Genomic DNA, 20,918 nt, shown 5'->3' with positions numbered 1-20,918 from the left:
ATCTCAAGCCCCCGTCGTCCAGCGGGCGAACACGCCCCAGAACCAACCGAATTTCGCAGCAAAGGAGACGAAGACCACCCAGAACAGGCTGAACGGCAGGAAGACCTTCCAGCCAAGGCGCATCAGCTGGTCGTAGCGATAGCGCGGCGTGATCGCCTTCACCATGGCGAAAAGGAAGAAGAAGAAGGCCATCTTCCCGACCATCCACAGCGCGCCGTCGGGCAGGCCCGGGATCGGCGACAGCCAGCCGCCGAAGAACAGCAGCGAGGTCAGCGCGCACATCAGGAAGATGGCGATATATTCACCCGCCATGAACAGCAGGAACGGCGTCGCGGAATATTCCACCTGATAGCCCGCAACCAGTTCCGACTCTGCCTCTGGCAGGTCGAATGGCGGGCGGTTGGTTTCAGCCAGCGCCGAGATGAAGAACAGGAACACCATCGGGAAATGGGGGATCCAGTACCAGTTGAACAGGCCAAAGTCCCCGTCCTGCGCCCGAACGATGTCACCAAAGTTCAGAGAGCCGGTGGAAATGACGATGCCGATGATGATCAGGCCCAGCGAAACTTCGTAGGAAATCATCTGCGCCGCAGAACGCAGCGACCCAAGGAACGGGTATTTGGAGTTCGAAGCCCAGCCGCCCATGATCACGCCGTATACTTCAAGCGAAGAAACCGCGAAGACATACAGAATGGCGACATTGATGTCCGACAGCACCCAGCTATCGTTGAACGGAATGACCGCCCAGGCGATGATCGCCAGAACAAAGCTGGTCATCGGGGCGAGGATGAACACCGTCTTGTCGGCGCCAGCGGGGACGACAACCTCTTTGACCACGTATTTCAATGCGTCGGCCACGGATTGCAGAATACCGAATGTGCCCACCACGTTCGGGCCGCGGCGCATCTGCACGGCCGCCCAGATTTTCCGGTCGCCATAGACGAGGAACAGCAGCGAAATCATCACGAAACCGGTCATCGCCAGGCATTGCGCGGCGACGATCAGCAGGATCCCCAGCGGGGTGGAAAAGAATTCAGCCATCAGGTCCTCACACCATCGGTATTCCGTTCTGAGCACAGGCTTCGGCGACGACTTCGGCGTCGATCGTCATGAGCCCGCGCGGCAGCGTTGGCGAGATGGTGTAAACCGCATCTCCTCGCCAGAGGCCACCCTCTTCTGTCACATTCGTGCGCAAATGACGCGCAAATCCGTAGTCCTTGTCCAACACGTAACGCGACACGGCACATTCGGCATAGACTTCGACGTCCTGTGGCCCGCGACCGCCCTCGATTTCGACAAAAACATTCACCAGATCATCGTCGAGCGCCTCGGTCTTGATTCCCTTGTAGACGGCCGGGGGGGCGTCCACATCACCGCGAGCGGTATGCGCAGCCCCGCAGGCCGAGACGGTCCCGGCCAGCGCCAGAACGCCAGAGGATATCAAGTACCGAGGGTTCATTCGGCCGCCATAGGCTTCTTTGCCCGCTCCGCCGCGTTGGCGGAAAGCTCTGCCATCAGCTGGCTGGACCGCGCAATCGGGTTGGTCAGGTAGAAATCGCCCACAGCGTGGCGGAACGTGGCCTTGCCCAGATCCGCCAGTTCCAAAGGCGCCCAGTCGTTTTCCAGAACCGAATCGATCTCTGCCAGATGCGGCACGGCCTCAATCAGGGCGCGGCGCAGCTGTGCCATGCTGTCGAAAGGCAATGTTGCACCCAGTTCGGCAGACAGCGCCCGCAGGATCGCCCAGTTCTCCTTGGCCTCGCCCGGCGCAAAACCCGCGCGAAGTGCCAGTTGCGGGCGACCTTCGGTGTTCACAAACAGGCCGCTTTCCTCGGTATAGGCTGCACCGGGAAGGATGATATCGGCGCGGTGTGCACCGCGGTCGCCATGGCTGCCCTGATAGATCACGAAAGCACCCGGCGCGATATCAACCTCGTCAGCACCGAGATTGTAGACAACCTCGGCATCCTTCAGCGCGTCCATGCCACCTTCGGTGACCGCACCGACATCCAGCGCACCGACGCGGCTGGCAGCGGTATGCAGCACGAGGAAGCCAGATTCGGTGACTTCGGCGAATTTCATCGCGTGGGCCAGAACGGCCGTGCCGTCAGCCTCTTGCAAGGCGCCCTGCCCGACGATCACAAGGGTGTTCTTGCCCTTCGCATCGCCGTCATGGTCTTTCGTCATCTTCTCAAGGGCAGCGCGGTCCTCGCCCATGTGGAAATACTCATAGGTCAGATCCACTTTCGGACCGACCACGCCCACCTTTGCGCCGCGGAGCCAGGCCTTGCGGATGCGCGCGTTCAGAACGGGCGCCTCGACGGCAGGGTTGGTGCCGATCAGCATGATCGCATCCGCATTGTCGATATCCTCGATCGCGGCGGTGCCAACATAGGCAGAGCGGTTGCCTGCGGGCAGTTTCGCGCCATCGGTCCGGCATTCAACGCTGCCGCCCAGCCCTTCGACCAGTTGCTTGAGCGCGAATGTCGCCTCTACCGGGGCCAGATCGCCGATCAGGCCGGCAACCTTCTTGCCCTTCATCGCCGCAGATGCAGCCGAAAGCGCCTCGGGCCATGTGACAGGCTTCAGCTTGCCATCCACACGCATGTAGGGCTTGTCCAGACGCTGGCGGCGCAACCCGTCCCACACAAAGCGCGTCTTGTCGGAAATCCATTCCTCGTTCACGCCGTCATGGTTGCGCGGAAGGATGCGCATCACTTCGCGCCCCTTGGTGTCCACTCGGATGTTCGACCCAAGCGCATCCATCACGTCGATGGTTTCGGTCTTGGTCAGTTCCCACGGGCGGGCGGTGAACGCGTAAGGCTTGGACACCAGCGCACCAACCGGGCAGAGGTCGATGATATTGCCCTGCAGGTTGGTATCCAGCGTCTCGCCCAGATAGGAGGTAATCTCGCTATCCTCGCCCCGGCCGGTCTGGCCCATCTGGGTGATCCCCGCGACCTCGGTCGTGAAGCGCACGCAGCGGGTGCAAGAGATGCAGCGCGTCATATGCGTTTCAACCAGCGGGCCGAGGTTCAGGTCGTCCACCGCGCGCTTGGGTTCGCGGAAACGGCTGAAATCAACGCCGTAGGCCATCGCCTGGTCCTGAAGATCACACTCGCCGCCCTGATCGCAGATCGGGCAATCCAGCGGGTGGTTGATCAGCAGGAATTCCATCACCCCTTCGCGGGCCTTCTTGACCATCGGAGAGTTGGTCTTGATGACGGGCGGCGCCCCTTCCGGACCGGGGCGCAGATCGCGCACCTGCATCGCGCAGGACGCGGCAGGTTTGGGCGGACCGCCGACAACCTCGACAAGGCACATCCGGCAGTTACCCGCGATCGACAGCCGCTCATGATAGCAGAAGCGCGGGATTTCGACGCCCGCCTGCTCACATGCCTGGATCAGGGTCATCGCCCCGTCCACTTCGACTTCCTGCTCGTCAATGATGATCTTGCGTAGGTCCGACATCACTCTCACTTTGCTCTGAGCAAGGCGCCAACCTGGCTGTTCCTTGCGATTTCCTTGCGCCCCAGCGCACAATATCCGGTCTCGTTCGTGGCCCCGTTGGCCACAAGATAGGCTCTCGCTTCGCCCTCAAGGCGTTTGCGATCCGTCTTGCTGGAAACGAAATCCTCGATCTCGTCCTCGCTGTAGCCCTGCGCCTTGGCATAGCTTTCCAACGCGCTGATGAACCGCAGCGCCGCGATCATCCGTGCGCTGATGTCACCGCAGTTGCGGCGGATCTCATCCGCGATGGCGACGTTGCGCAGCCCGTCATTGACATAGCTGACAGAGCTTAGCGGCGGCCGAGCCTCTGCAGCACTTGCAAGCGTCGCGGCGAATATCAGGGGAAGTGTCATACGCATATCAGTGTTCTCTCCATGTCGCGGCGGGTCCTGCAAAAGCGCAGACTCCGCCAGTTCGGGACATGGGAAACAGGGGGGCTGTTATGCAATAACAAGCCCTGTAATCCGTTGATATATGACGCACTTTCCTCATTCAACGCAGCGCCCTGCAAATGTCAGCGTGTCGTCGGAAATGGACAGGCTTTCATCGGCCGTATCAGGCCCAACCGTCCAGGCGATATCGGAGGTGCCATAAAGGCGGATGCAATATTTGACAGCTTCGTGAAGCCCCGCTTGACGCGCCCCGTTCAGCCCCTTGGACACGGGTCGGACGGTAACGGTGAAGTCGTGCTTGTCTTCCCCGGCCGTGCGGGACCGCGTGTTGTAGAACTGGCCGTCATACAGCGTTGTGTTGCGACCAAAGCGCGAGCAGGCCGTGACCGAAAGCGCGATACAAGTCAGCATGAGGATCGTTCGCATAGCCCTACTCCGCCGCCACACATTGTTTCTGCCGCCACTGGGTCGCCTCTTTAAGGTACGCCCAGCCGAACGCATGGTCGCTGTCACCATTGGCGCGCAAATGCTCAAGCCGTTCGAGCGCTTCGTCCAGTGTCGGCCGATGCCCGGCAGGCACCCACCACATGACGAAGTGCATTTCACCCAGTACCTCGAACCATTCCGCGCGCCGTTCATAAAACTGCTTATGCACGGTGTTCCAGACGAAATTCTCCAGCGTCTCGACGCTTTCCCACACGGTCAGGTTGGTCACGTGTTGCGGATCACCGCCAATGGCGTTTTCCGTGTTCCCAGTCCCCGGCTCGCCGGAACCTTCCATCATCCAGACGAAGCCCGGCATCCGTTTGCCCAACCCGTTGATCCGATCAAGGTTGCCCATAAACTCCGCCACACGCGGATCATCTGTCGGCGCCAGAAGGCGACCAACATTGAGTTCCGCGAGATGCATCTGAGTACTCATCAAGTATCACCGCCCAACAACCGCGGGCTGTAGGACCACAGCAGAGTTGCGACAATTGCTATCAAAAAGAGCCACGGACCAAAAACTGCAGTTGGTGCCTCAAAAACAAAGACCAACGCAGCATTGGCGAGCGCCCAAACCCAAAGCGCCGCGATTAGTGTCCACCCAAGGACGCCTATCATCTCCATTTTAATTTTTGATTTCATGGCGATTAACATCACTATTCGGCTGCCACCGCGCTGACGCGGCCAGTGCGTTTTGCCTTGATCCGGTCTTCGATCTCGTCGCGGAAGTTGCGGATCAGGCCCTGGATCGGCCAGGCCGCCGCGTCGCCAAGGGCGCAGATGGTGTGGCCTTCGACCTGCTTGGTGACGTCAAGCAGCATGTCGATTTCCTCGACCTCTGCCTCGCCCTTCACCAGACGCTCCATGACGCGCATCATCCAGCCGGTGCCTTCGCGGCAGGGCGTGCATTGGCCGCAGCTCTCGTGTTTGTAGAATTTCGCCAGACGCCAGATCGCCTTGATGATGTCCGTGTCCTTGTCCATCACGATCACCGCGGCAGTGCCCAGACCCGACCGCTGCTCGCGCAGGTAGTCGAAATCCATGATCGCCTCTTTCATGTGCTCGCCGCGGATGCAGGGCACCGAAGAGCCACCAGGGATCACGGCCTTGAGATTGTCCCAGCCACCACGAATGCCGCCGCAATGCGTCTCGATCAGTTCTTCAAAGGTGATCGACATCGCCTCTTCAACGACGCAGGGGTTGTTCACATGGCCAGAGATCGCAAACAGCTTGGTGCCCGCATTGTTCGGACGACCAAAGCCCGCGAACCATTCCGCCCCGCGCCGCAGGATCGTGGGCACGACGGCAATCGACTCGACGTTGTTCACCGTGGTCGGACAGCCGTAAAGACCCGCGCCCGCCGGGAAAGGCGGCTTCATGCGCGGCATGCCCTTCTTGCCTTCGAGGCTTTCCAGAAGCGCTGTTTCTTCGCCGCAGATATAGGCACCCGCACCGTGATGCAGGTAAATGTCGAAATCCCAGCCCGATCCGGCGGCGTTCTTGCCCACGAGACCGGCGTCATATGCCTCATCAATCGCCGCCTGCAGCGCCTCTTTCTCGCGGATATATTCGCCGCGAATGTAGATATAGCACGCATGCGCCTGCATCGCGAAAGACGCGATCAGGCAGCCTTCGATCAGCGTATGCGGATCGTGGCGCATGATTTCACGGTCCTTGCAGGTGCCGGGCTCGGATTCGTCCGCGTTCACCACCAGATATGAAGGACGACCGTCGCTTTCCTTGGGCATGAAGGACCACTTGAGCCCCGTGGGGAAGCCCGCGCCACCACGACCACGCAGGCCGGACGCCTTCATCGTGTCCACGATCCAGGGCGCGCCCTTCTTGATGATGTCAGCGGTACCATCCCAATGGCCCCGCGCCTGCGCGCCTTTCAGCGTGCGGTCATGCATCCCGTAGAGGTTGGTAAAGATCCGGTCCTGATCCTGCAGCATCGCGTGCTTATCCTTGATTGTCCCGGCGTTTCCGCCAGATCTGGTATGTCACGACCATCGCCCAGAAGAGCGCGGCCAATACGGCAAGATCGATCAAAAGGGCATACCGTCCCGGCAATCCCAACATCGGCCCCACCCATTGGGCCGCAATCCAGAACAGCATTGACCCGGCAATGACAAGGGCAGCAAGCCGCCCCTGTCGCGCAGTCTGTTGTTCTGTCTCGCGTCCCATCGTGTCTTGCATCCGTTAATACACGCCGCCCTTGTCGACGCGTTTGGAAAATTCAGTCTCGCCGCCCTCGGCAAGGATCTTGGCCTGTTCGACCCAGTTGTCGCGGGAAACCCGCCCCTTGAAGCCGGACAGGTTCGCGTTGACCCAGGCAACCTCGTCAGCGCTCCAGCCTGCGATCTGGTCGAAGTGGTAAAAGCCCATTTCGTTCAGCATCTTTTCAAGCTTCGGCCCGACGCCCTTGATTTCCTTGAGGTTGTCGGCCCCACCGGGGCGCGCAGCCTCCAGCGTTGCGGGTTTTGTTCCCTCATCAGCGCCTTCAAAGACGCCATCGCCATCGTAATCCTCGCCCAGATCGGCAGATTTCGACGCAGCGGTATTCCCGGCATCGGCCCTCGAAGCCGCGCCTTGAGCAGTAGCACCGGACGTTGCTGCTGACGTACCGCCCTCATATTTCCAACTGCCCTTGCGGCTGGCCAGTTCGGCCTCTCCGGCAAGCGCCGCCGAGGGTTTGACTGCAGCTGCGGCACCCTGCGTGCCCGTATCAGCACCGGCCTTCGTGGCGGTAGCAGCCTGTCCGGCACCGGGAGCAGCCTTGTCCTCGCTGGTCGCAGCAGCAGGTGATGGCGCGCTGGCTGCAGCCTTTGATTCCGCGCCCGCGTCTTGCTTCGATGCGCCCGATGCTGCGGCTTCGGCGCTCTTGGCGGCTTCGGCAGATGCACCAGCCGAACTGGTCGCGGGGGGCGCGGCCTTGGCTTCGGCGGGTTTCACGGCAGCAGCGGCGGCTGCGCTAGACGCTGCGGCGGGGGCCACGGCAGCGCTTCCACCACCGACAGCACCGGCACCGGCGCCGGCCTTGGCGCGGTCACTTTGGCCCAGTTTGGGAGTTTCCGAACACATCAGCCATGTCAGCAGAAGGCCAAGCAATACTGCCACCAGAAGACCCAGGAAGATGGATGTCCCCCACCCGTAATCCCTGACCGTGAGGGCCAGGATCATGCTCAAAAGACCGATTGCAGCCGCAAGCCCCCAGCATTTCGTCTGGCAGCCCTGAGCGTTTCCGGATTGGGTCATCGTTACTCTCCCTGTATAATCATACGCTGTGGTTACGTTTCGCCGTCCCCACCTTTCTTAACACGGGAAGAGAATTCCGTCTCTCCTCCGTCTGCAAGGATCCGCGCCTGGGACACCCATTCGTCCCGCGTCACACGGCCCTTGAAGCCTTCGAGGTTCTCGTCAACCCATGCCACCTCGGCATCGGACCAGCCCGCAATCTGATCGAAATGATAAAAGCCCAGCGTGTTGCAGAGCTTTTCAAGCTTCGGACCAACACCTTTGATCTGCTTGAGATCGTCGGCCTGCCCGTTGCGCGGACCGTCCAGCGCCTGCGGGCGAACCCCTTCCACCGTGCCAGCGGTCGGCGCGTCTTGCGACGGCGCAGGCGCCTCGGTCGTGGCCGCGTCGCCGGTCTTGGCGGAGGCTTCAGGCTTTGCCTTGGCCTGTGCCTCGGCTTCGCGCTTGTCGATGCCTGTTTCGTCCACGGCCTTGTTCGCTGCGGGCTGTGGCTCTTTCAAAGAGGTGGAAGCCGCTGGTGCCGTCTTGTCCTCAGCGTTCTGCCAAGGCGCCAGAAGCGGCACTTCGGTGCCGTCAATGCGCTTGACCGTATCGCCGATATCGGTGGCCAGTTGCGCGCTGGCATTATACTTCGTGTGGCCGCTCTCGTATTCTTTAAGGCTGGTCAGCCCGGATTTCGGCTCGGACGCGAACCGCCCGTTCTGCGGACCGGGCACGGGAACCTTCCCGGCGGCAAGTTCGTCAATGATCTCGGACAGGCGCTCTGCCGTCAGATCCTCGTAATAGTCCTTGCCGATCTGCGCCATGGGTGCGTTCGCACAAGCGCCGAGGCATTCGACCTCTTCCCAGCTGAACTTGCCATCTGCAGAAAGTTCATGCGCCTTGCCGGCGATCTTGTCGCGGCACACACCGATCAGATCCTCGGCCCCGCAGATCATGCAGGACGTTGTCCCACAAACCTGAATATGTGCGACGGTCCCAACGGGTTGCAGCTGAAACATGAAGTAGAAAGAGGCCACTTCCACGACCCGCATATAGGCCATGCCCAGCATGTCGGCCACCGCCTCGATCGCGGGCCGGGTCAGCCAACCCTCCTGTTCCTGCGCCCGCCACAGAAGCGGGATCACCGCACTGGCCTGACGGCCTTCGGGGTATTTGGTGATCTGCGCTTCCGCCCAGGCCAGGTTGGCTGGCGTAAAGGCGAAGCTTTCAGGTTGTTCGTGATGCAGGCGTCTCAGCATGGTCGTTCCTATTGCGTCTATACGCAGGCGACGGGACTGTTTGGCACAGCCCGGTCGGGGTTATCTTCGTTCAACTCGGCGATACGCTCAGGCGCTACGCCGCGGGCCGTTATGCAGCCCGTAACGGTCATACGGCGCAAACACCAGTCGTCAGACGGACACCGCCTTCGGGGAGTGTCACCGCTTCTTCGCGCGCAAGCTTGTACTCGGTGACCTGAATCACCTGCTCCCGCGTCAGCCCGGTCTGAAGTTCAACCGGCAGGTAGTCGCTTTCGCCGATCATATCGCACCCGATCGAGGCGACGGCCTCGTCATAGGCGGCGATCTGTTCGGCGGACACACCCTTGGGTGGCAGGGCAAGCAGACAGCCGGACAGCGCAAATGCTGCCGAAGTCATCAGGATAGTCAGTCGCGTCATCGTCACTCCTTCACCGATCAATCTCGCCGAAGACCACGTCCATCGTCCCGATGATCGCAGCCACGTCGGCAAGCTGGTGGCCACCTGCCACATAGTCCATTGCCTGCAAATGCAGGAACCCCGGTGCGCGAATCTTGGCGCGGTAGGGTTTGTTGCTGCCATCTGACACAAGGTAGACGCCGAATTCACCCTTGGGCGCCTCGACCGCGGCATAGACCTCGCCTGCGGGAACGTGGAACCCTTCGGTATATAGCTTGAAATGATGGATCAGCGCTTCCATCGAGGTCTTCATCTCGCCCCGCTTGGGCGGTGTGATCTTGCCCCGGGCCAGAATGTCGCCCTGCCCTTCCGGCGCACGCAGCTTCACCAGAGCCTGCTTGATGATGCTCAGCGACTGACGCATCTCTTCCATGCGCACCAGGTAGCGGTCATAGCAGTCGCCATTCTTGCCAACCGGGATCTGGAAGTCGAACTCGTCATAGCATTCATAGGGCTGCGCGCGGCGCAAATCCCATGCCAGACCCGACCCGCGCACCATCACACCCGAGAAACCCCAGTCGAGAATGTCTTCTTCGGAAATGATGCCGATATCGGCGTTGCGCTGTTTGAAAACCCGGTTCTCGGTCAGCAGACCGTCGATATCCGCGAGCACGCTGGGAAATTCGTCAGCCCATTGGTCGATATCGTCCAGAAGATCCGGCGGAAGATCCTGATGCACCCCACCCGGACGGAAATAGGCCGCGTGCAGGCGCGCGCCGCAAGCACGCTCATAGAACACCATGAGCTTTTCACGCTCTTCAAAGCCCCAGAGCGGCGGCGTCAGCGCGCCCACATCCATCGCCTGCGTCGTCACGTTCAGCAGATGGTTCAGGATGCGGCCGATTTCCGAGTACAAGACCCGGATCAACGAGGCACGGCGGGGCACTTCCACGCCGGTCAGCTTTTCGATCGCGAGGCACCAGGCATGTTCCTGATTCATCGGCGCCACATAGTCCAGCCGGTCGAAATAGGGCAGGTTCTGCAGGTAGGTCCGGCTCTCCATGAGCTTTTCCGTTCCGCGATGCAGCAGGCCGATATGAGGATCGCAGCGTTCCACGATCTCGCCGTCAAGCTCCAGCACAAGCCGCAGCACGCCGTGCGCCGCCGGGTGCTGGGGCCCGAAGTTGATATTGAAGTTGCGGATTTTCTGTTCGCCGCTCAGCGCATCAGTGCTGCCGTCATCGAATTTGGAGCCGTCCATCAAACTGTCCTCCGTCCAGTCTCACGCGCACCGGCCCTTGCCTGACACACGTCATTTTCATTGCTCGCGGCGCCGACAGCCAGAACGAAGGCGGCGGCGGTCAAACTCATCATCTCGATCAGAACCAGAGCCATCTCAGCGCTTCTCCAACTCTTGCAGCTTCATCCCCATCCACCAAAGCAGCGCAATCGTGCCGAAAGGGATCAGGCAGGCCGCGGCCCAGTATTTGTTGATGCCGAAAAACGGTAGCAGCTTGATCATCGGGATGATCGTCAGCGCCGACAGGACAAGCCACCAGAAACCGCCCATTACTTGGCCTCTTCCTGCTTCTCGTCGCCCGGCAGCACGTATTGCGCGCCCTCCCAGGGGGACATGAAGTCAAATTGGCGGTATTCCTGCACCAGCGAAACCGGCTCGTAAACGACGCGCTTCTTCTCTTCGTCGTAGCGCACCTCGGTGTAACCGGTCGTCGGGAAATCCTTGCGCAGCGGATAGCCGCGGAATCCGTAATCCGTCAGGATGCGCCGAAGGTCGGGATGGCCCGAGAAAATGATGCCGAACATGTCGAACACTTCGCGCTCGAACCAGTTGGCCGAGGGGTGAACGCCGGTGATCGAAGGCACCATTTCGTCTTCGCGCACAGCCGTACGCAGGCGGACGCGGTGGTTTTGGTACATCGACAGGAAGTGGTACACGACGTCGAAACGGCGCGCGCGTTCAGGATAGTCAACGCCGGTGATGTCGACCAGCGACGAGAACTGGCAGGCGCGGTCGGTTTTCAAAAACTCCACCAGCCCGACAATATTCGACAGCGCCACATCGACGGTCAACTCGCCGTGGACGACTTCCCAGGACAGAACACAATCCGGGCGCTTGGATTCGATATGCGTACCAAGCTCTTGCAGGGCGGTCGTCATCTGTGCGCCTCCGATACATCAAGGTCATTGCCGCCACGCAGTTGCGCGAACGGGGCACGACGAAGCATCTGTGTTGAACACCCGGCCATCATCGTACAATCGTCCCCGTGCGGCGGATCTTTTTCTGAAGCGTCATGATGCCGTAAAGCAGCGCTTCGGCGGTCGGAGGACAGCCGGGCACATAGACGTCCACAGGGACCACCCGGTCGCAGCCGCGCACCACGGAATAGCTGTAGTGGTAATAGCCGCCGCCATTGGCGCAAGACCCCATGGAGATCACGTAGCGCGGCTCGGGCATCTGGTCATAGACCTTGCGCAGCGCGGGCGCCATCTTGTTGGTCAGCGTGCCCGCAACGATCATCAGGTCGGATTGGCGCGGCGAGGCGCGCGGCGCGGTGCCAAACCTTTCAAGGTCATAGCGGGGCATCGAGGTATGCATCATCTCGACCGCGCAGCAGGCAAGCCCGAAGGTCATCCAGTGCAGCGATCCGGTCCGCGCCCAGTTTATGATGTCCTCGGTCGACGTCAGCAGGAAGCCCTTGTCCTGAAGTTCCGCATTCAGCGCCTGAGTGGCGACTTCCTTGTCGCCTCCAGCAGCATTGGTGCCGTAAGGGGCCAGCGCAGAGGGGCCGGACTTCACCCGGTCAGCCTGCTTGCCATCGCCCAGAACCTCGGTAACACGTGGTGTCTCGTCGGTCACTCCCATTCCAGCGCTCCCTTTTTCCATTCATAGGCAAAGCCGATTGTCAGAACGCCAAGGAAAACCATCATCGACCAGAAGCCCAGCATGCTGATTTCCTTGAAGGCCACGGCCCAAGGGAACAGGAAGGCGATTTCGAGGTCGAAGATGATGAACAGGATCGCCACGAGGTAGAAGCGGACGTCGAATTTCATCCGGGCATCGTCGAACGCGTTGAACCCGCATTCATAGGCCGACACCTTTTCGGGATCCGGGTTGCGCACGGCCAGAACCACCGCAGCCAGGATAAGCACCAGGCCAAGTCCGATCGCTATGGCCATAAAAACGAGAATGGGGAGATACTCCCTCAACATCTCTTCCACGGGGCAGGCTCCTTTCAGGACGCGCAGCTGCGCGCCGTCCAAAGACGGAATAGACTAATGGAGGGTTTAGCCTTGGCACTTAACAGGGTCAACCAAAGCCAGAAACATTCTCATAAATGAATTTGAGTTATTTTCCATCGGTTTACGCAAGATTTCCGGGACACACATTCAAAGGATGCGGCAAAACGCCAACCTGTTGAGGGAATCCTTCGGCACATTGCGGGGTCACGGGTGTGGCTTTGCCGGAACGCGGTGCCCATTTTCGCGCAAGCCCCGGTAATTCCGAGTTTTTCAGTCGGCTTTTGCGTTGCGACTGGTTGGCCGCGCAGGCGATCTGACCGCAAGGGTACGATCGAAGGGGAAAATTCTGAACAATTCCCCCTCAGTGCCGATTTCCGGGATGCCAGCACGTGGCAAGTGCCCGCTCCCCACGCCGCCAAACCGGCGCCAGCCGACGCCCTCTGCCGGGCAGGACGCAGCCGTCCGGTCCCCCCGGCCTTGACGGACCGCTCAGGCGTCGCCGCCTTCCTCCAGACGGATGAGCGCGGCACCCGCTTCGACCTGATCGCCTTCGCTGACAAGCACCTCGGCAACGATCCCGTCGCGCGGAGCTTGCAGCGAATGCTCCATCTTCATCGCCTCCAGGATGGCGAGTCGGTCGCCCTGCGACACGGCGTCCCCCACACGGGCGGCTACCATCCGCACCAGCCCGGGCATCGGCGCCTCGATAAGATCGCTGCTGCCGACGGCCCCTTGGGCCCTGTCGAGCGGATCGACATGGGTGAAGCGCTGGCCGTAATCCGCAAAGACGGTGATATCGCGCCCCGATACAGCCGCGCCATGGATCGGCTGCCCCTCTATCCGCCACCGGCCGCCCACATGCTCTGCCGTCACCGCGTCATCGCCAAGGATGACACGGCGCAGCCCTTGCGATAGAACCTCGACTTCGGCGGCAATCTCCGTATCCCCATGCACCAACCGCACGTGTTGGCGCAGCGGCGTCCAAAGATGCGCCCCTTGAAGCGCATCGGCCTGCCGCAGCAGCCCCAGCGCGGCCAAAGCGGCCTCTGCGATCACGGCAGTCTCAAGGGTGGGAATGGCGGTAAGGGCGTCGATGTCGCGCGCGATCAGACCGGTATCCACCTGCCCCGCCGCGAACCCTTCATGGCGCGCCAGCCGACCGAGGAAAGCAAGGTTGGTGACAGTGCCCGCCACTTCGCAGCGCTCCAACGCCCGCGCCAATCGCTTGAGCGCCACATCCCGCGTTGGGCCATGCACGATCAGCTTGGCAATCATCGGATCATACCAGGGGCTGATTTCGTCACCCGCGCGCACGCCACTGTCCGCACGCGCGCCGTCAGGGAAGACCAGATGGGACAACCGGCCAGTCGCCGGCAGGAACCCTTTGGGCACATCCTCGGCATAGAGCCGCGCCTCGAACGCGTGGCCGTTGATCTGCAGGTCGTCTTGCGCGGCAGGCAAGGGCTCGCCCGCGGCAACACGGATCTGCCATTCGACAAGATCGACGCTGGTAATGGCCTCGGTCACCGGGTGTTCGACCTGAAGGCGGGTGTTCATCTCCATGAACCAGAACCCGTCTGGCCGCAGCCCGTTGGACCCGTCGACGATGAATTCCACCGTCCCTGCCCCGGTATAGCCGATCGCCTCGGCGGCGCGCACGGCGGCCTCGCCCATGGCGGCGCGCATCTCGGGCGTCATGCCGGGGGCGGGCGCTTCCTCGATGACCTTCTGATGGCGGCGTTGCAGCGAACAGTCGCGTTCGAACAGATGCACCGCGCGGGTGCCGTCACCAAACACCTGCACTTCTATATGCCGGGGCTGCTGTACGAATTTTTCCACCAGCACGGCGTCATTGCCAAAGGCACCACGCGCCTCGGCCCGCGCACTGGCCAGCGCATCGGTGAAATCCTCTGGCCGTTCGACCAGCCGCATTCCCTTGCCGCCGCCGCCCGCGACAGCCTTGATCAGAACGGGATATCCGATCTGCTCGGCCTCCACCTCCAGATGCCCCGGCTCCTGATCCGACCCGTGATACCCCGGCACGACCGGCACGCCCGCCTTTTCCATCAGCGCCTTGGCCGCGTCCTTCAGCCCCATCGCCCGGATCGCACTGGCAGACGGGCCGATGAAGACCAGCCCCGCCGCCTCTACCGCGTCGACGAAATCGGGGTTCTCGGACAAAAAGCCATAGCCGGGATGGATCGCCTGCGCGCCCGTGGCCTGTGCCGCAGCGATGATGGCATCGCCGCGCAGATAGCTGTCCGCCGGGGCCGCGCCACCCAGACTGACGGCTGTATCGGCCATCTCGACATGCGCTGCACCCGCATCCACATCGGAATGCACGGCCACGCAGCGAATGCCCATCGCCTGTGCCGTGCGGATCACCCGGCAGGCAATCTCGCCCCGGTTGGCGATCAGGATCGTGTCAAACATCCGTTTCTCCCTTCCTGCAGCCTGACCCGCGCGGTCATGTGCTGAGCCTTTCACACCAGTTCACCCGTTTGCCGCCGTCATATGGCACGGCCAGACCTTCGCGGATCAGCACCTTGCTGACATCCACCCCATCCATGCGCAGACGCATCAGCGGGCGGCGATATTTGTCGATGCCCTGGCGGTTAAGCGTGACCGTACCTGCGGAGACAAGCTCTCGCAGACGCTGCGTTGCCTGCGCGGCAAGATCGGCCTCGGCAGCGCAGCCCGGTGACTTCGCCTCTGGCGTGTCAAAACCGACAAGACGTGCCGTGACCTCGTTCCCGTCGCCACAATCCAGCGCCACGGTGTCCCCGTCAAAGACATAGGCAATCCGGCAAGCCTCGCCCGTCGGCACCCGCCCAAAGAGCTGCCCACCCTGCGCCGCCACAAGCCAGAGCCAACCGCCAATCGTCAGCCCCGTCACGACCAGGGCGCGCAGGACCGGCGTCACCACAACTGAGTCCCCAACGGCGTACGCGCCCAAGCGCTGTCGCGCAAAACCTGCATGAGAGCGACTGAATTTGACACCTTCGGCCTCACATCCGGAACACGCCAAAGCGTGTCTCCTCGATCGGCGCATTCAAGGCGGCAGAAAGCGACATCGCCAGAACCTGCCGGGTCTTGCGTGGATCGATACAACCGTCATCCCAGAGCCTTGCCGAGGCATAAAGAGGATGCGACTGGCGCTCAAACATCTCGACCGTCGGGCGCTTGAACTCGGCCTCTTCCTCAGCGGACCATGTGCCGCCCTTGCGCTCGATCCCGTCGCGCCTGACCGTGGCCAATACGCCCGCCGCCTGTTCGCCCCCCATGACGGAGATACGGCTGTTGGGCCAGCTCCACAGGAAGCGCGGCTGATAGGCCCGGCCCGCCATGCCGTAATTGCCCGCACCGAAAGAGCCGCCCACCAGCATCGTGATCTTGGGCACGCTCGTGGACGCAACAGCCGTCACCATCTTGGCGCCGTGCCGTGCGATGCCCTCATTCTCGTACTTCCGCCCGACCATGAAGCCGGTGATATTCTGCAGGAACACCAGCGGGATGCGGCGCTGAGAGCACAATTCGATGAAATGCGCGCCCTTCTGCGCAGCCTCGGAAAACAGCACGCCGTTATTGGCGATGATGCCCACCTGAACGCCCATCACCTCGGCAAAGCCGCATACCAGCGTTTCGCCAAAGCGGGGTTTGAACTCGTCAAACCATGACCCGTCCACAACCCGCGCGATCACCTCGCGGATATCGTAGGGCGTGCGTAGATCCGTGGGCACGACGCCCAGTATCTCTGCGGGGTCATAGGCCGGATCGGCGCCACCCGGCAGCGCGAAACGCGGCCCGTCCTGCGGGGCATCAAGGCTGCCGACCGCCCGGCGCGCAAGGGCCAGAGCGTGGGCGTCATCCTCTGCCAGATAGTCCGCGACGCCAGACAGGCGTGTATGCACATCGCCACCACCCAGATCCTCGGATGTCACGACCTCACCGGTCGCGGCCTTGACCAAAGGCGGCCCGGCCAGAAAGATTGTGCCCTGATCGCGCACAATAATGGTGACGTCGGACATGGCCGGCACATAGGCCCCACCCGCTGTGCAAGACCCCATGACCACGGCGATCTGGGCAATCCCCCTGGCGCTCATCCGCGCCTGATTATAGAAGATGCGGCCGAAATGGTCGCGATCCGGGAAAACCTCATCCTGATTGGGCAGGTTCGCGCCGCCACTATCGACCAGGTAGATGCAGGGCAGCCGGTTTTCCTCGGCAATTTCCTGCGCGCGGAGGTGTTTCTTGACGGTCATCGGGTAATAGGTGCCGCCCTTCACGGTGGCATCATTGCACACCACCATGACCTCGCGTCCCTCGACCCGGCCGATCCCCGCGATCACGCCCGCACAGGGCGCCGCACCATCGTACAGCCCATGTGCGGCCGTCGCCCCCACTTCCAGAAAGGGCGAGCCGGGATCAAGCAGGTTCGCCACCCGGTCGCGCGGCAGCATCTTGCCCCGCGACAGATGCCGTTCCCGCGCCTTTTCGCCCCCGCCAGCCGCGGCCAATTCGGCCGCCTCGCGGACAACCTCCAGCGCGTCCAGGTGGCCCTTGGTGTTAGCCTTGAACGCCTCCGAAGACGGGATCGCCTGTGATTGAAGCTTCATGCTGCACTCTCCCTCAGGCGACACAGCACCAGCGCCCATGCACCGCACCCCCCATTCGGCACCCAGGTCACCGCATTGCTCCCATCATCTCGCGGCCGACCAGCATGCGGCGGATTTCCGATGTGCCGGCGCCGATCTCCATCAGCTTGGCGTCGCGGAAAAGGCGTGCGACGGGGGCGTCGCTCAAAAAGCCTGCGCCGCCCATGGCCTGCACCGCCTGATGCGACTGGACCATCGCCTGTTCGGACGCATAGAGGCAGCAGGCCGCCGCATCCTGACGGGTGACGTCCCCGCGATCACAGGCCTTGGCGACCTCGTAGACATAGGCTCGGGCAGAGTTCATGGCGGTATACATGTCCGCCATCTTGCCCTGCATCAGTTGGAAATTTCCGATGGGTTGGCCGAATTGCTTGCGCTCTGCCATGTAGGGCATGACCTCATCCAGACAGGCGGCCATGATGCCGGTGCCGATGCCAGCCAGTACAACGCGTTCGTAATCCAGGCCGGACATCAGAACGCGCACGCCACGCCCCTCCTCGCCCAGAATGTTGTCGAACGGCACCTCGACATCCTCAAAGATCAGCTCTGCCGTGTTCGACCCGCGCATCCCCAGCTTGTCGAAATGCGGGCTGGTCGAGAAGCCAGCCATGGATTTTTCGATCAGGAAGGCAGTGATGCCCTTGCTGCCCGCATCAGGATCAGTCTTGGCATAGACGACCAGAGTGTCCGCGTCCGGCCCATTGGTGATCCAGTACTTGGTTCCGTTCAGGACAAACCGGTCATTCTTCTTCTCGGCCCGCAGCTTCATGCTGACAACGTCAGACCCGGCGCCAGCCTCGGACATGGCCAACGCACCGACATGCTCGCCGGAGATCAGACCCGGCAGGTATTTTTGGCGCTGCTCATCGGTGCCGTTCAGCTTGATCTGGTTGACGCAAAGGTTGGAATGCGCGCCGTAAGACAGGCTGACGCTGGCGCTGGCCCGCGCGATCTCCTCAACCGCGATGACATGGGCAAGATAGCTCATCCCCGCCCCGCCATATTCTTCCGGCACGGTGATGCCCAGAAGACCCAGATCGCCCATCTCGCGCCACAGCTCTGCCGGAAAACTGTTGGAGCTGTCGATTTCCGCCGCCATCGGCTTCACGCGCTCCTGCGCCCAGCGATGCACCATCTCGCGCAGCGCGTTCACGTCTTCGCCCAGATCGAATTGCATGACAGCGTTGAACATCGACGCCTCCCCATCGCGTTATTGAACACTTGTTCAAATACTACGCGTAAGGCAGTCTTCGGTCAAGCGGAAGGAACCGGCGGACGCCACGGCGCGTTGGCTTGTCAAACAGACCTACAGAAAGGACCTGTCTCCATGACAAAAGATCTGAAAGCCGATTTCTGGAAACGCATTGACGACGTGCAGGCCGGAATGCTCAGCGTCGAGGGCGGTCGCGCCGTCCCGATGTCACCGATGGCAGAGCGGGACGAGAACGCGATCTGGTTCATCACGGCACGCGGCACGGATGCGGCGACAGCTGCGGAAACCGGCAGCAAAGTTTCGCTGCAGGTGGCTGACCCCAAGGCCAACCTTTACGCAAATGTGCAGGGCCAGTTGCAAGCGGTGAACGATCCGGCAAAGCTGGACGAGCTGTGGAATGCTGTCGTTGCGGCCTGGTTCGAAGACGGGCGCGATGACGACAAGATCCGCCTGGTGCGGATGACCCCCGCCACGGCAGAGGTCTGGGCGACGGATGGCGGCGCCGGTTTTCTTTACGAGATCGCCAAAGCGCATATGACCGATGAAAAGCCCGACATGGGCGATCACGGCACGGTGTCCTTCTAATGAAGGCTCTGCGCATCACCGCCCTGCTCGCTTGTCTGCCATTTGTAGCGCAGGCCGAGCAGGTCGGCGAGGTAGGCGTCGACTGGGTCGGCAATGACATCATCATCGAGGCTATTGCCGACCCGGACGTCGAGGGCGTCACCTGTCACATCGCGTATTTCGACCGCGGCATTATTGACCGGCTCTCCAAGGGCAACTGGTTCGAGGACCCCTCCAACGCCTCTATCGCGTGTCGCCAGACGGGACCAATCACGCTTGGCGACATTGATATGGACGAGGATGGCGAGGACGTCTTTCGCACATCCCGTTCGATCATTCTCAAGAGCTTGCGGGTGAAGCGCATTTACGACGAGGCGAACCGGACGTTGATCTATGTGGCCCATGCGGCAGAACTCAGCGACGGGTCGGCCAAGGTTTCCATTTCGACCGTGCCGCTCTACCAGCCCGGCCAGACTGACTAGGCCAATTTTCCGGGCAGGACCGTAAACCCCAGCCGCTTGCCGCTGGGGCCTTTGTCGATTCTGAAGTGAGGGCGGGGTGGCGTGCAGGCTTCGCCGCCCTTACCGCTCACCGGCACCTTGCGTGGGGGGGGGAGATGCCACCTGATGGGCTCAGGACTTGGCGAGTTCCGAGGCGAGCCTTGCCACGGTCGCATCCAGATCCTTGCTGGACGATTCGCGGCAATCGGCAAGGTTCAGGATCATCAGCCAGTCCTTCAAGCCGCCATGCACCTCTCGCCAGTACACCGGCCAAAGAAGCTCGAACCCGGCGCGTTTGTTACGCAAGCGGGCGACCATCAGCTCCTCCTGACATTCCGGCGACTTGATGTATTCCGGGCTGAGAAGACATAGCACCTTGTCACTGGCCGCAAGTGCGTCGTCGATGCGGCTTTGATACGAGACACCGATCGGAATGTCGCGTCGGAACTCGAACACCCTGACTTGCGGCGCAATCTTTCGAAACCCATCCAGAATGCGCAAGGCGGCGGTACGGTCTGTCGACGAATAGCTGAGAAATACCGACGATTTCGGGTCTGGCGGCAAGGGGGGTGGCGATGCCGGTGGCGGTGACGGGCGTGGGCCTTTGCCGAAAGCAAAGAGCTTTCTGACGTGGTCCCGCAATCTGGAATTTCGCTTGGCAAGATTCCTGCGTGGCGCGGATTGGGTCGGCATGGGCGCCGGACTGGTGACCGGGCCCCCGCCCGCCGGTGAGATTTCCTGCGCGACACCATCTTGCGGAGATGCCGGTTCTGCTTCCTGCTTGAAGGCCGAAAACGCCGCCTGCATCGACGCGGCCTTCGGCGCGTTATGCGCAACGATATAAAGCGTCGAGATCGGCAGGCCGAGCTTCATCCACCGCGTCGCGGCCTCCAGCAGGGGCGCCATCATCTGGGCGTCGCTCCAGCCCGCGTCGCCGGTGGCAATCAGCGGCATGGCGACGGACAGGTCGCGCTCTCCCTGCCCGGCCACGGTTTCGAGGAACGGAAACAGCGCCCGAAACAGCTCTCCGACGACAGCGGGCGGTGCGCCCAGCACTTCGGGTTCGAAACAGACCAGTCGTTCGAACCCCGGCGCATCGACCGGTGGCGAGAGCCAAGCGCCGCTTTCCGCGCGCAGATCCATCGCCTTCATCTTGGCAAGCATGCCGACGGAAACACCGTTTCGGGCGAGCTGCCCCACCATCGAGGTGGGGGTTGGCGTGTAATCGCCCGGAAAGGCCGAAATCACCAGCAGATCAACCCGGTGCGCGGCATCGATCCGCGCGAGATTGCCCTGCGCCAGAACGATGCGATGCGTCCTGCCATCCGAGGTCACCTCGATCTGGTCGATTTCCTTCAACATGACGCCACTAAAACAGCGAAGGGCACGCCGGACAAGGTTTAGCCGGATCGCCCACAGGCAGTTTCACGGCCGCTCAGGCCTC

Annotated in this window: 24 protein-coding genes and 2 pseudogenes; 3 read left to right on the top strand and 23 right to left on the bottom strand. The window is 61.8% G+C overall.

Features of this window, described 5'->3' with window-relative positions; genetic code table 11:
- Positions 1–3: 3 nt before the first annotated feature.
- The 18 genes from nuoH to EDD52_RS24395 form a co-directional block, all read right to left on the bottom strand.
- Positions 4–1,041, bottom strand: coding sequence for an NADH-quinone oxidoreductase subunit NuoH (nuoH, locus tag EDD52_RS13340; RefSeq protein ID WP_132245751.1), 1,038 nt, complete (start codon positions 1,039–1,041; stop codon positions 4–6).
- 7 nt (positions 1,042–1,048) lie between these two features.
- Positions 1,049–1,459: a hypothetical protein gene (locus EDD52_RS13335; RefSeq protein ID WP_132245749.1), complete on the bottom strand. Its 411-nt coding sequence runs from the start codon at positions 1,457–1,459 to the stop codon at positions 1,049–1,051.
- Positions 1,456–3,471: an NADH-quinone oxidoreductase subunit NuoG gene (nuoG, locus tag EDD52_RS13330; RefSeq protein WP_132245747.1), complete on the bottom strand. Its 2,016-nt coding sequence runs from the start codon at positions 3,469–3,471 to the stop codon at positions 1,456–1,458. Before nuoG ends, EDD52_RS13335 begins: the two co-directional genes overlap by 4 nt.
- Positions 3,472–3,476: 5 nt before the next feature.
- Positions 3,477–3,863, bottom strand: a complete 387-nt coding sequence (locus EDD52_RS13325; RefSeq protein ID WP_243651937.1) for a DUF5333 domain-containing protein — start codon at positions 3,861–3,863, stop codon at positions 3,477–3,479.
- Positions 3,864–3,998: 135 nt separating this feature from the next.
- Entirely contained in the window at positions 3,999–4,328 is a 330-nt protein-coding gene (locus tag EDD52_RS13320; protein ID WP_132245743.1) for a hypothetical protein, read from the bottom strand.
- A 4-nt stretch (positions 4,329–4,332) separates the two neighbouring features.
- Positions 4,333–4,824 (bottom strand): DUF3291 domain-containing protein, encoded by a 492-nt coding sequence (locus tag EDD52_RS13315; RefSeq protein WP_132245741.1) that lies wholly within the window; start codon positions 4,822–4,824, stop codon positions 4,333–4,335.
- Positions 4,824–5,042: a hypothetical protein gene (locus EDD52_RS13310; RefSeq protein WP_132245739.1), complete on the bottom strand. Its 219-nt coding sequence runs from the start codon at positions 5,040–5,042 to the stop codon at positions 4,824–4,826. Before EDD52_RS13310 ends, EDD52_RS13315 begins: the two co-directional genes overlap by 1 nt.
- A gap of 2 nt (positions 5,043–5,044) precedes the next feature.
- The gene (nuoF, locus tag EDD52_RS13305; protein WP_132245737.1) at positions 5,045–6,340 is read right to left on the bottom strand and encodes an NADH-quinone oxidoreductase subunit NuoF; all 1,296 of its coding nucleotides are present in this window, start codon (positions 6,338–6,340) and stop codon (positions 5,045–5,047) included.
- Positions 6,341–6,347: 7 nt separating this feature from the next.
- Positions 6,348–6,572, bottom strand: a complete 225-nt coding sequence (locus EDD52_RS13300) for a DUF5337 domain-containing protein (protein WP_132245735.1) — start codon at positions 6,570–6,572, stop codon at positions 6,348–6,350.
- Positions 6,573–6,587: 15 nt separating this feature from the next.
- Positions 6,588–7,643 (bottom strand): NADH-quinone oxidoreductase subunit E, encoded by a 1,056-nt coding sequence (locus EDD52_RS24020; protein ID WP_243651936.1) that lies wholly within the window; start codon positions 7,641–7,643, stop codon positions 6,588–6,590.
- Between the two features lie 32 nt (positions 7,644–7,675).
- On the bottom strand, positions 7,676–8,884 hold the full coding sequence (locus tag EDD52_RS13290; RefSeq protein WP_132245733.1) for an NADH-quinone oxidoreductase subunit E: 1,209 nt from the start codon (positions 8,882–8,884) through the stop codon (positions 7,676–7,678).
- A 127-nt stretch (positions 8,885–9,011) separates the two neighbouring features.
- Positions 9,012–9,302 (bottom strand): hypothetical protein, encoded by a 291-nt coding sequence (locus tag EDD52_RS13285; RefSeq protein WP_243651935.1) that lies wholly within the window; start codon positions 9,300–9,302, stop codon positions 9,012–9,014.
- Between the two features lie 10 nt (positions 9,303–9,312).
- The gene (locus tag EDD52_RS13280; protein WP_132245731.1) at positions 9,313–10,542 is read right to left on the bottom strand and encodes an NADH-quinone oxidoreductase subunit D; all 1,230 of its coding nucleotides are present in this window, start codon (positions 10,540–10,542) and stop codon (positions 9,313–9,315) included.
- A gap of 135 nt (positions 10,543–10,677) precedes the next feature.
- Entirely contained in the window at positions 10,678–10,851 is a 174-nt protein-coding gene (locus EDD52_RS23715; protein ID WP_165907544.1) for a hypothetical protein, read from the bottom strand.
- On the bottom strand, positions 10,851–11,459 hold the full coding sequence (locus tag EDD52_RS13275) for an NADH-quinone oxidoreductase subunit C (RefSeq protein WP_132245729.1): 609 nt from the start codon (positions 11,457–11,459) through the stop codon (positions 10,851–10,853). The genes EDD52_RS23715 and EDD52_RS13275 overlap by 1 nt, the downstream gene beginning before the upstream one ends.
- Before the next feature lie 88 nt (positions 11,460–11,547).
- Positions 11,548–12,165 (bottom strand): NuoB/complex I 20 kDa subunit family protein, encoded by a 618-nt coding sequence (locus EDD52_RS13270; protein ID WP_243651934.1) that lies wholly within the window; start codon positions 12,163–12,165, stop codon positions 11,548–11,550.
- Complete coding sequence (locus tag EDD52_RS13265; RefSeq protein ID WP_132245727.1) at positions 12,156–12,521, bottom strand: NADH-quinone oxidoreductase subunit A; 366 nt, start codon at positions 12,519–12,521, stop codon at positions 12,156–12,158. Before EDD52_RS13265 ends, EDD52_RS13270 begins: the two co-directional genes overlap by 10 nt.
- 510 nt (positions 12,522–13,031) lie before the next feature.
- Positions 13,032–13,934: an acyl-CoA carboxylase biotin carboxyl carrier protein subunit gene (locus EDD52_RS24395; RefSeq protein ID WP_424449917.1), complete on the bottom strand. Its 903-nt coding sequence runs from the start codon at positions 13,932–13,934 to the stop codon at positions 13,032–13,034.
- Here EDD52_RS24395 and EDD52_RS24390 point away from each other — a divergent pair.
- Positions 13,893–14,150: pseudogene (locus tag EDD52_RS24390) on the top strand (hypothetical protein); the annotation flags it as partial. The gene EDD52_RS24395 and the pseudogene EDD52_RS24390 overlap by 42 nt on opposite strands.
- Here EDD52_RS24390 and EDD52_RS24385 read toward each other — a convergent pair.
- The 4 genes and pseudogenes from EDD52_RS24385 to EDD52_RS13245 all read right to left on the bottom strand — a co-directional run.
- Positions 14,058–14,975, bottom strand: a pseudogene (locus tag EDD52_RS24385) (ATP-binding protein); the annotation flags it as partial. The pseudogenes EDD52_RS24390 and EDD52_RS24385 sit on opposite strands and share 93 nt — an antisense overlap.
- A 34-nt stretch (positions 14,976–15,009) precedes the next feature.
- Entirely contained in the window at positions 15,010–15,468 is a 459-nt protein-coding gene (locus EDD52_RS13255) for a thermonuclease family protein (RefSeq protein WP_207906027.1), read from the bottom strand.
- 82 nt (positions 15,469–15,550) lie between these two features.
- On the bottom strand, positions 15,551–17,158 hold the full coding sequence (locus tag EDD52_RS13250; protein WP_132245721.1) for a carboxyl transferase domain-containing protein: 1,608 nt from the start codon (positions 17,156–17,158) through the stop codon (positions 15,551–15,553).
- A 67-nt stretch (positions 17,159–17,225) separates the two neighbouring features.
- Entirely contained in the window at positions 17,226–18,389 is a 1,164-nt protein-coding gene (locus EDD52_RS13245; RefSeq protein WP_132245719.1) for an isovaleryl-CoA dehydrogenase, read from the bottom strand.
- A 135-nt stretch (positions 18,390–18,524) separates the two neighbouring features.
- Between EDD52_RS13245 and EDD52_RS13240 the strand changes: the two genes are divergently transcribed.
- Together EDD52_RS13240 and EDD52_RS13235 are read left to right on the top strand one after the other, a co-directional pair.
- Positions 18,525–18,995: a pyridoxamine 5'-phosphate oxidase family protein gene (locus EDD52_RS13240; protein ID WP_132245717.1), complete on the top strand. Its 471-nt coding sequence runs from the start codon at positions 18,525–18,527 to the stop codon at positions 18,993–18,995.
- Positions 18,995–19,456, top strand: a complete 462-nt coding sequence (locus EDD52_RS13235) for a CreA family protein (protein WP_132245715.1) — start codon at positions 18,995–18,997, stop codon at positions 19,454–19,456. Before EDD52_RS13240 ends, EDD52_RS13235 begins: the two co-directional genes overlap by 1 nt.
- Positions 19,457–19,606: 150 nt before the next feature.
- Here the strand turns inward: EDD52_RS13235 and EDD52_RS13230 are convergent, their stop codons facing one another.
- Positions 19,607–20,836, bottom strand: a complete 1,230-nt coding sequence (locus EDD52_RS13230) for a toll/interleukin-1 receptor domain-containing protein (protein ID WP_132245713.1) — start codon at positions 20,834–20,836, stop codon at positions 19,607–19,609.
- Positions 20,837–20,918: the final 82 nt, after the last annotated feature.

Origin of the sequence: Primorskyibacter sedentarius, from assembly GCF_004342065.1 — a bacterium.
GTDB classification, from domain to species: Bacteria; Pseudomonadota; Alphaproteobacteria; order Rhodobacterales; family Rhodobacteraceae; genus Primorskyibacter; species Primorskyibacter sedentarius.
Note: the sequence above shows the minus strand (reverse complement) of the source record. Positions and strands in the feature narration are given on the sequence as shown.

What these genes read in the sequence shown, in the direction of transcription:
- EDD52_RS13275 (WP_132245729.1), bottom strand. Translation starts at nt 11,459, where the DNA reads ATGACGACCGCCCTGCAAGAGCTTGGTACGCATATCGAATCCAAGCGC.
- EDD52_RS13250 (WP_132245721.1), bottom strand. Translation starts at nt 17,158, where the DNA reads ATGAAGCTTCAATCACAGGCGATCCCGTCTTCGGAGGCGTTCAAGGCT.
- EDD52_RS13245 (WP_132245719.1), bottom strand. Translation starts at nt 18,389, where the DNA reads ATGTTCAACGCTGTCATGCAATTCGATCTGGGCGAAGACGTGAACGCG.
- EDD52_RS13325 (WP_243651937.1), bottom strand. Translation starts at nt 3,863, where the DNA reads ATGACACTTCCCCTGATATTCGCCGCGACGCTTGCAAGTGCTGCAGAG.
- EDD52_RS23715 (WP_165907544.1), bottom strand. Translation starts at nt 10,851, where the DNA reads ATGGGCGGTTTCTGGTGGCTTGTCCTGTCGGCGCTGACGATCATCCCG.
- EDD52_RS13285 (WP_243651935.1), bottom strand. Translation starts at nt 9,302, where the DNA reads ATGACGCGACTGACTATCCTGATGACTTCGGCAGCATTTGCGCTGTCC.
- EDD52_RS13240 (WP_132245717.1), top strand. Translation starts at nt 18,525, where the DNA reads ATGACAAAAGATCTGAAAGCCGATTTCTGGAAACGCATTGACGACGTG.
- EDD52_RS13290 (WP_132245733.1), bottom strand. Translation starts at nt 8,884, where the DNA reads ATGCTGAGACGCCTGCATCACGAACAACCTGAAAGCTTCGCCTTTACG.
- nuoG (WP_132245747.1), bottom strand. Translation starts at nt 3,471, where the DNA reads ATGTCGGACCTACGCAAGATCATCATTGACGAGCAGGAAGTCGAAGTG.
- nuoF (WP_132245737.1), bottom strand. Translation starts at nt 6,340, where the DNA reads ATGCTGCAGGATCAGGACCGGATCTTTACCAACCTCTACGGGATGCAT.
- EDD52_RS13230 (WP_132245713.1), bottom strand. Translation starts at nt 20,836, where the DNA reads ATGTTGAAGGAAATCGACCAGATCGAGGTGACCTCGGATGGCAGGACG.
- EDD52_RS13300 (WP_132245735.1), bottom strand. Translation starts at nt 6,572, where the DNA reads ATGGGACGCGAGACAGAACAACAGACTGCGCGACAGGGGCGGCTTGCT.
- EDD52_RS13310 (WP_132245739.1), bottom strand. Translation starts at nt 5,042, where the DNA reads ATGTTAATCGCCATGAAATCAAAAATTAAAATGGAGATGATAGGCGTC.
- EDD52_RS24020 (WP_243651936.1), bottom strand. Translation starts at nt 7,643, where the DNA reads ATGACCCAATCCGGAAACGCTCAGGGCTGCCAGACGAAATGCTGGGGG.
- EDD52_RS13270 (WP_243651934.1), bottom strand. Translation starts at nt 12,165, where the DNA reads ATGGGAGTGACCGACGAGACACCACGTGTTACCGAGGTTCTGGGCGAT.
- EDD52_RS13235 (WP_132245715.1), top strand. Translation starts at nt 18,995, where the DNA reads ATGAAGGCTCTGCGCATCACCGCCCTGCTCGCTTGTCTGCCATTTGTA.
- EDD52_RS13335 (WP_132245749.1), bottom strand. Translation starts at nt 1,459, where the DNA reads ATGAACCCTCGGTACTTGATATCCTCTGGCGTTCTGGCGCTGGCCGGG.
- EDD52_RS13280 (WP_132245731.1), bottom strand. Translation starts at nt 10,542, where the DNA reads ATGGACGGCTCCAAATTCGATGACGGCAGCACTGATGCGCTGAGCGGC.
- EDD52_RS13320 (WP_132245743.1), bottom strand. Translation starts at nt 4,328, where the DNA reads ATGCGAACGATCCTCATGCTGACTTGTATCGCGCTTTCGGTCACGGCC.
- EDD52_RS13315 (WP_132245741.1), bottom strand. Translation starts at nt 4,824, where the DNA reads ATGAGTACTCAGATGCATCTCGCGGAACTCAATGTTGGTCGCCTTCTG.
- nuoH (WP_132245751.1), bottom strand. Translation starts at nt 1,041, where the DNA reads ATGGCTGAATTCTTTTCCACCCCGCTGGGGATCCTGCTGATCGTCGCC.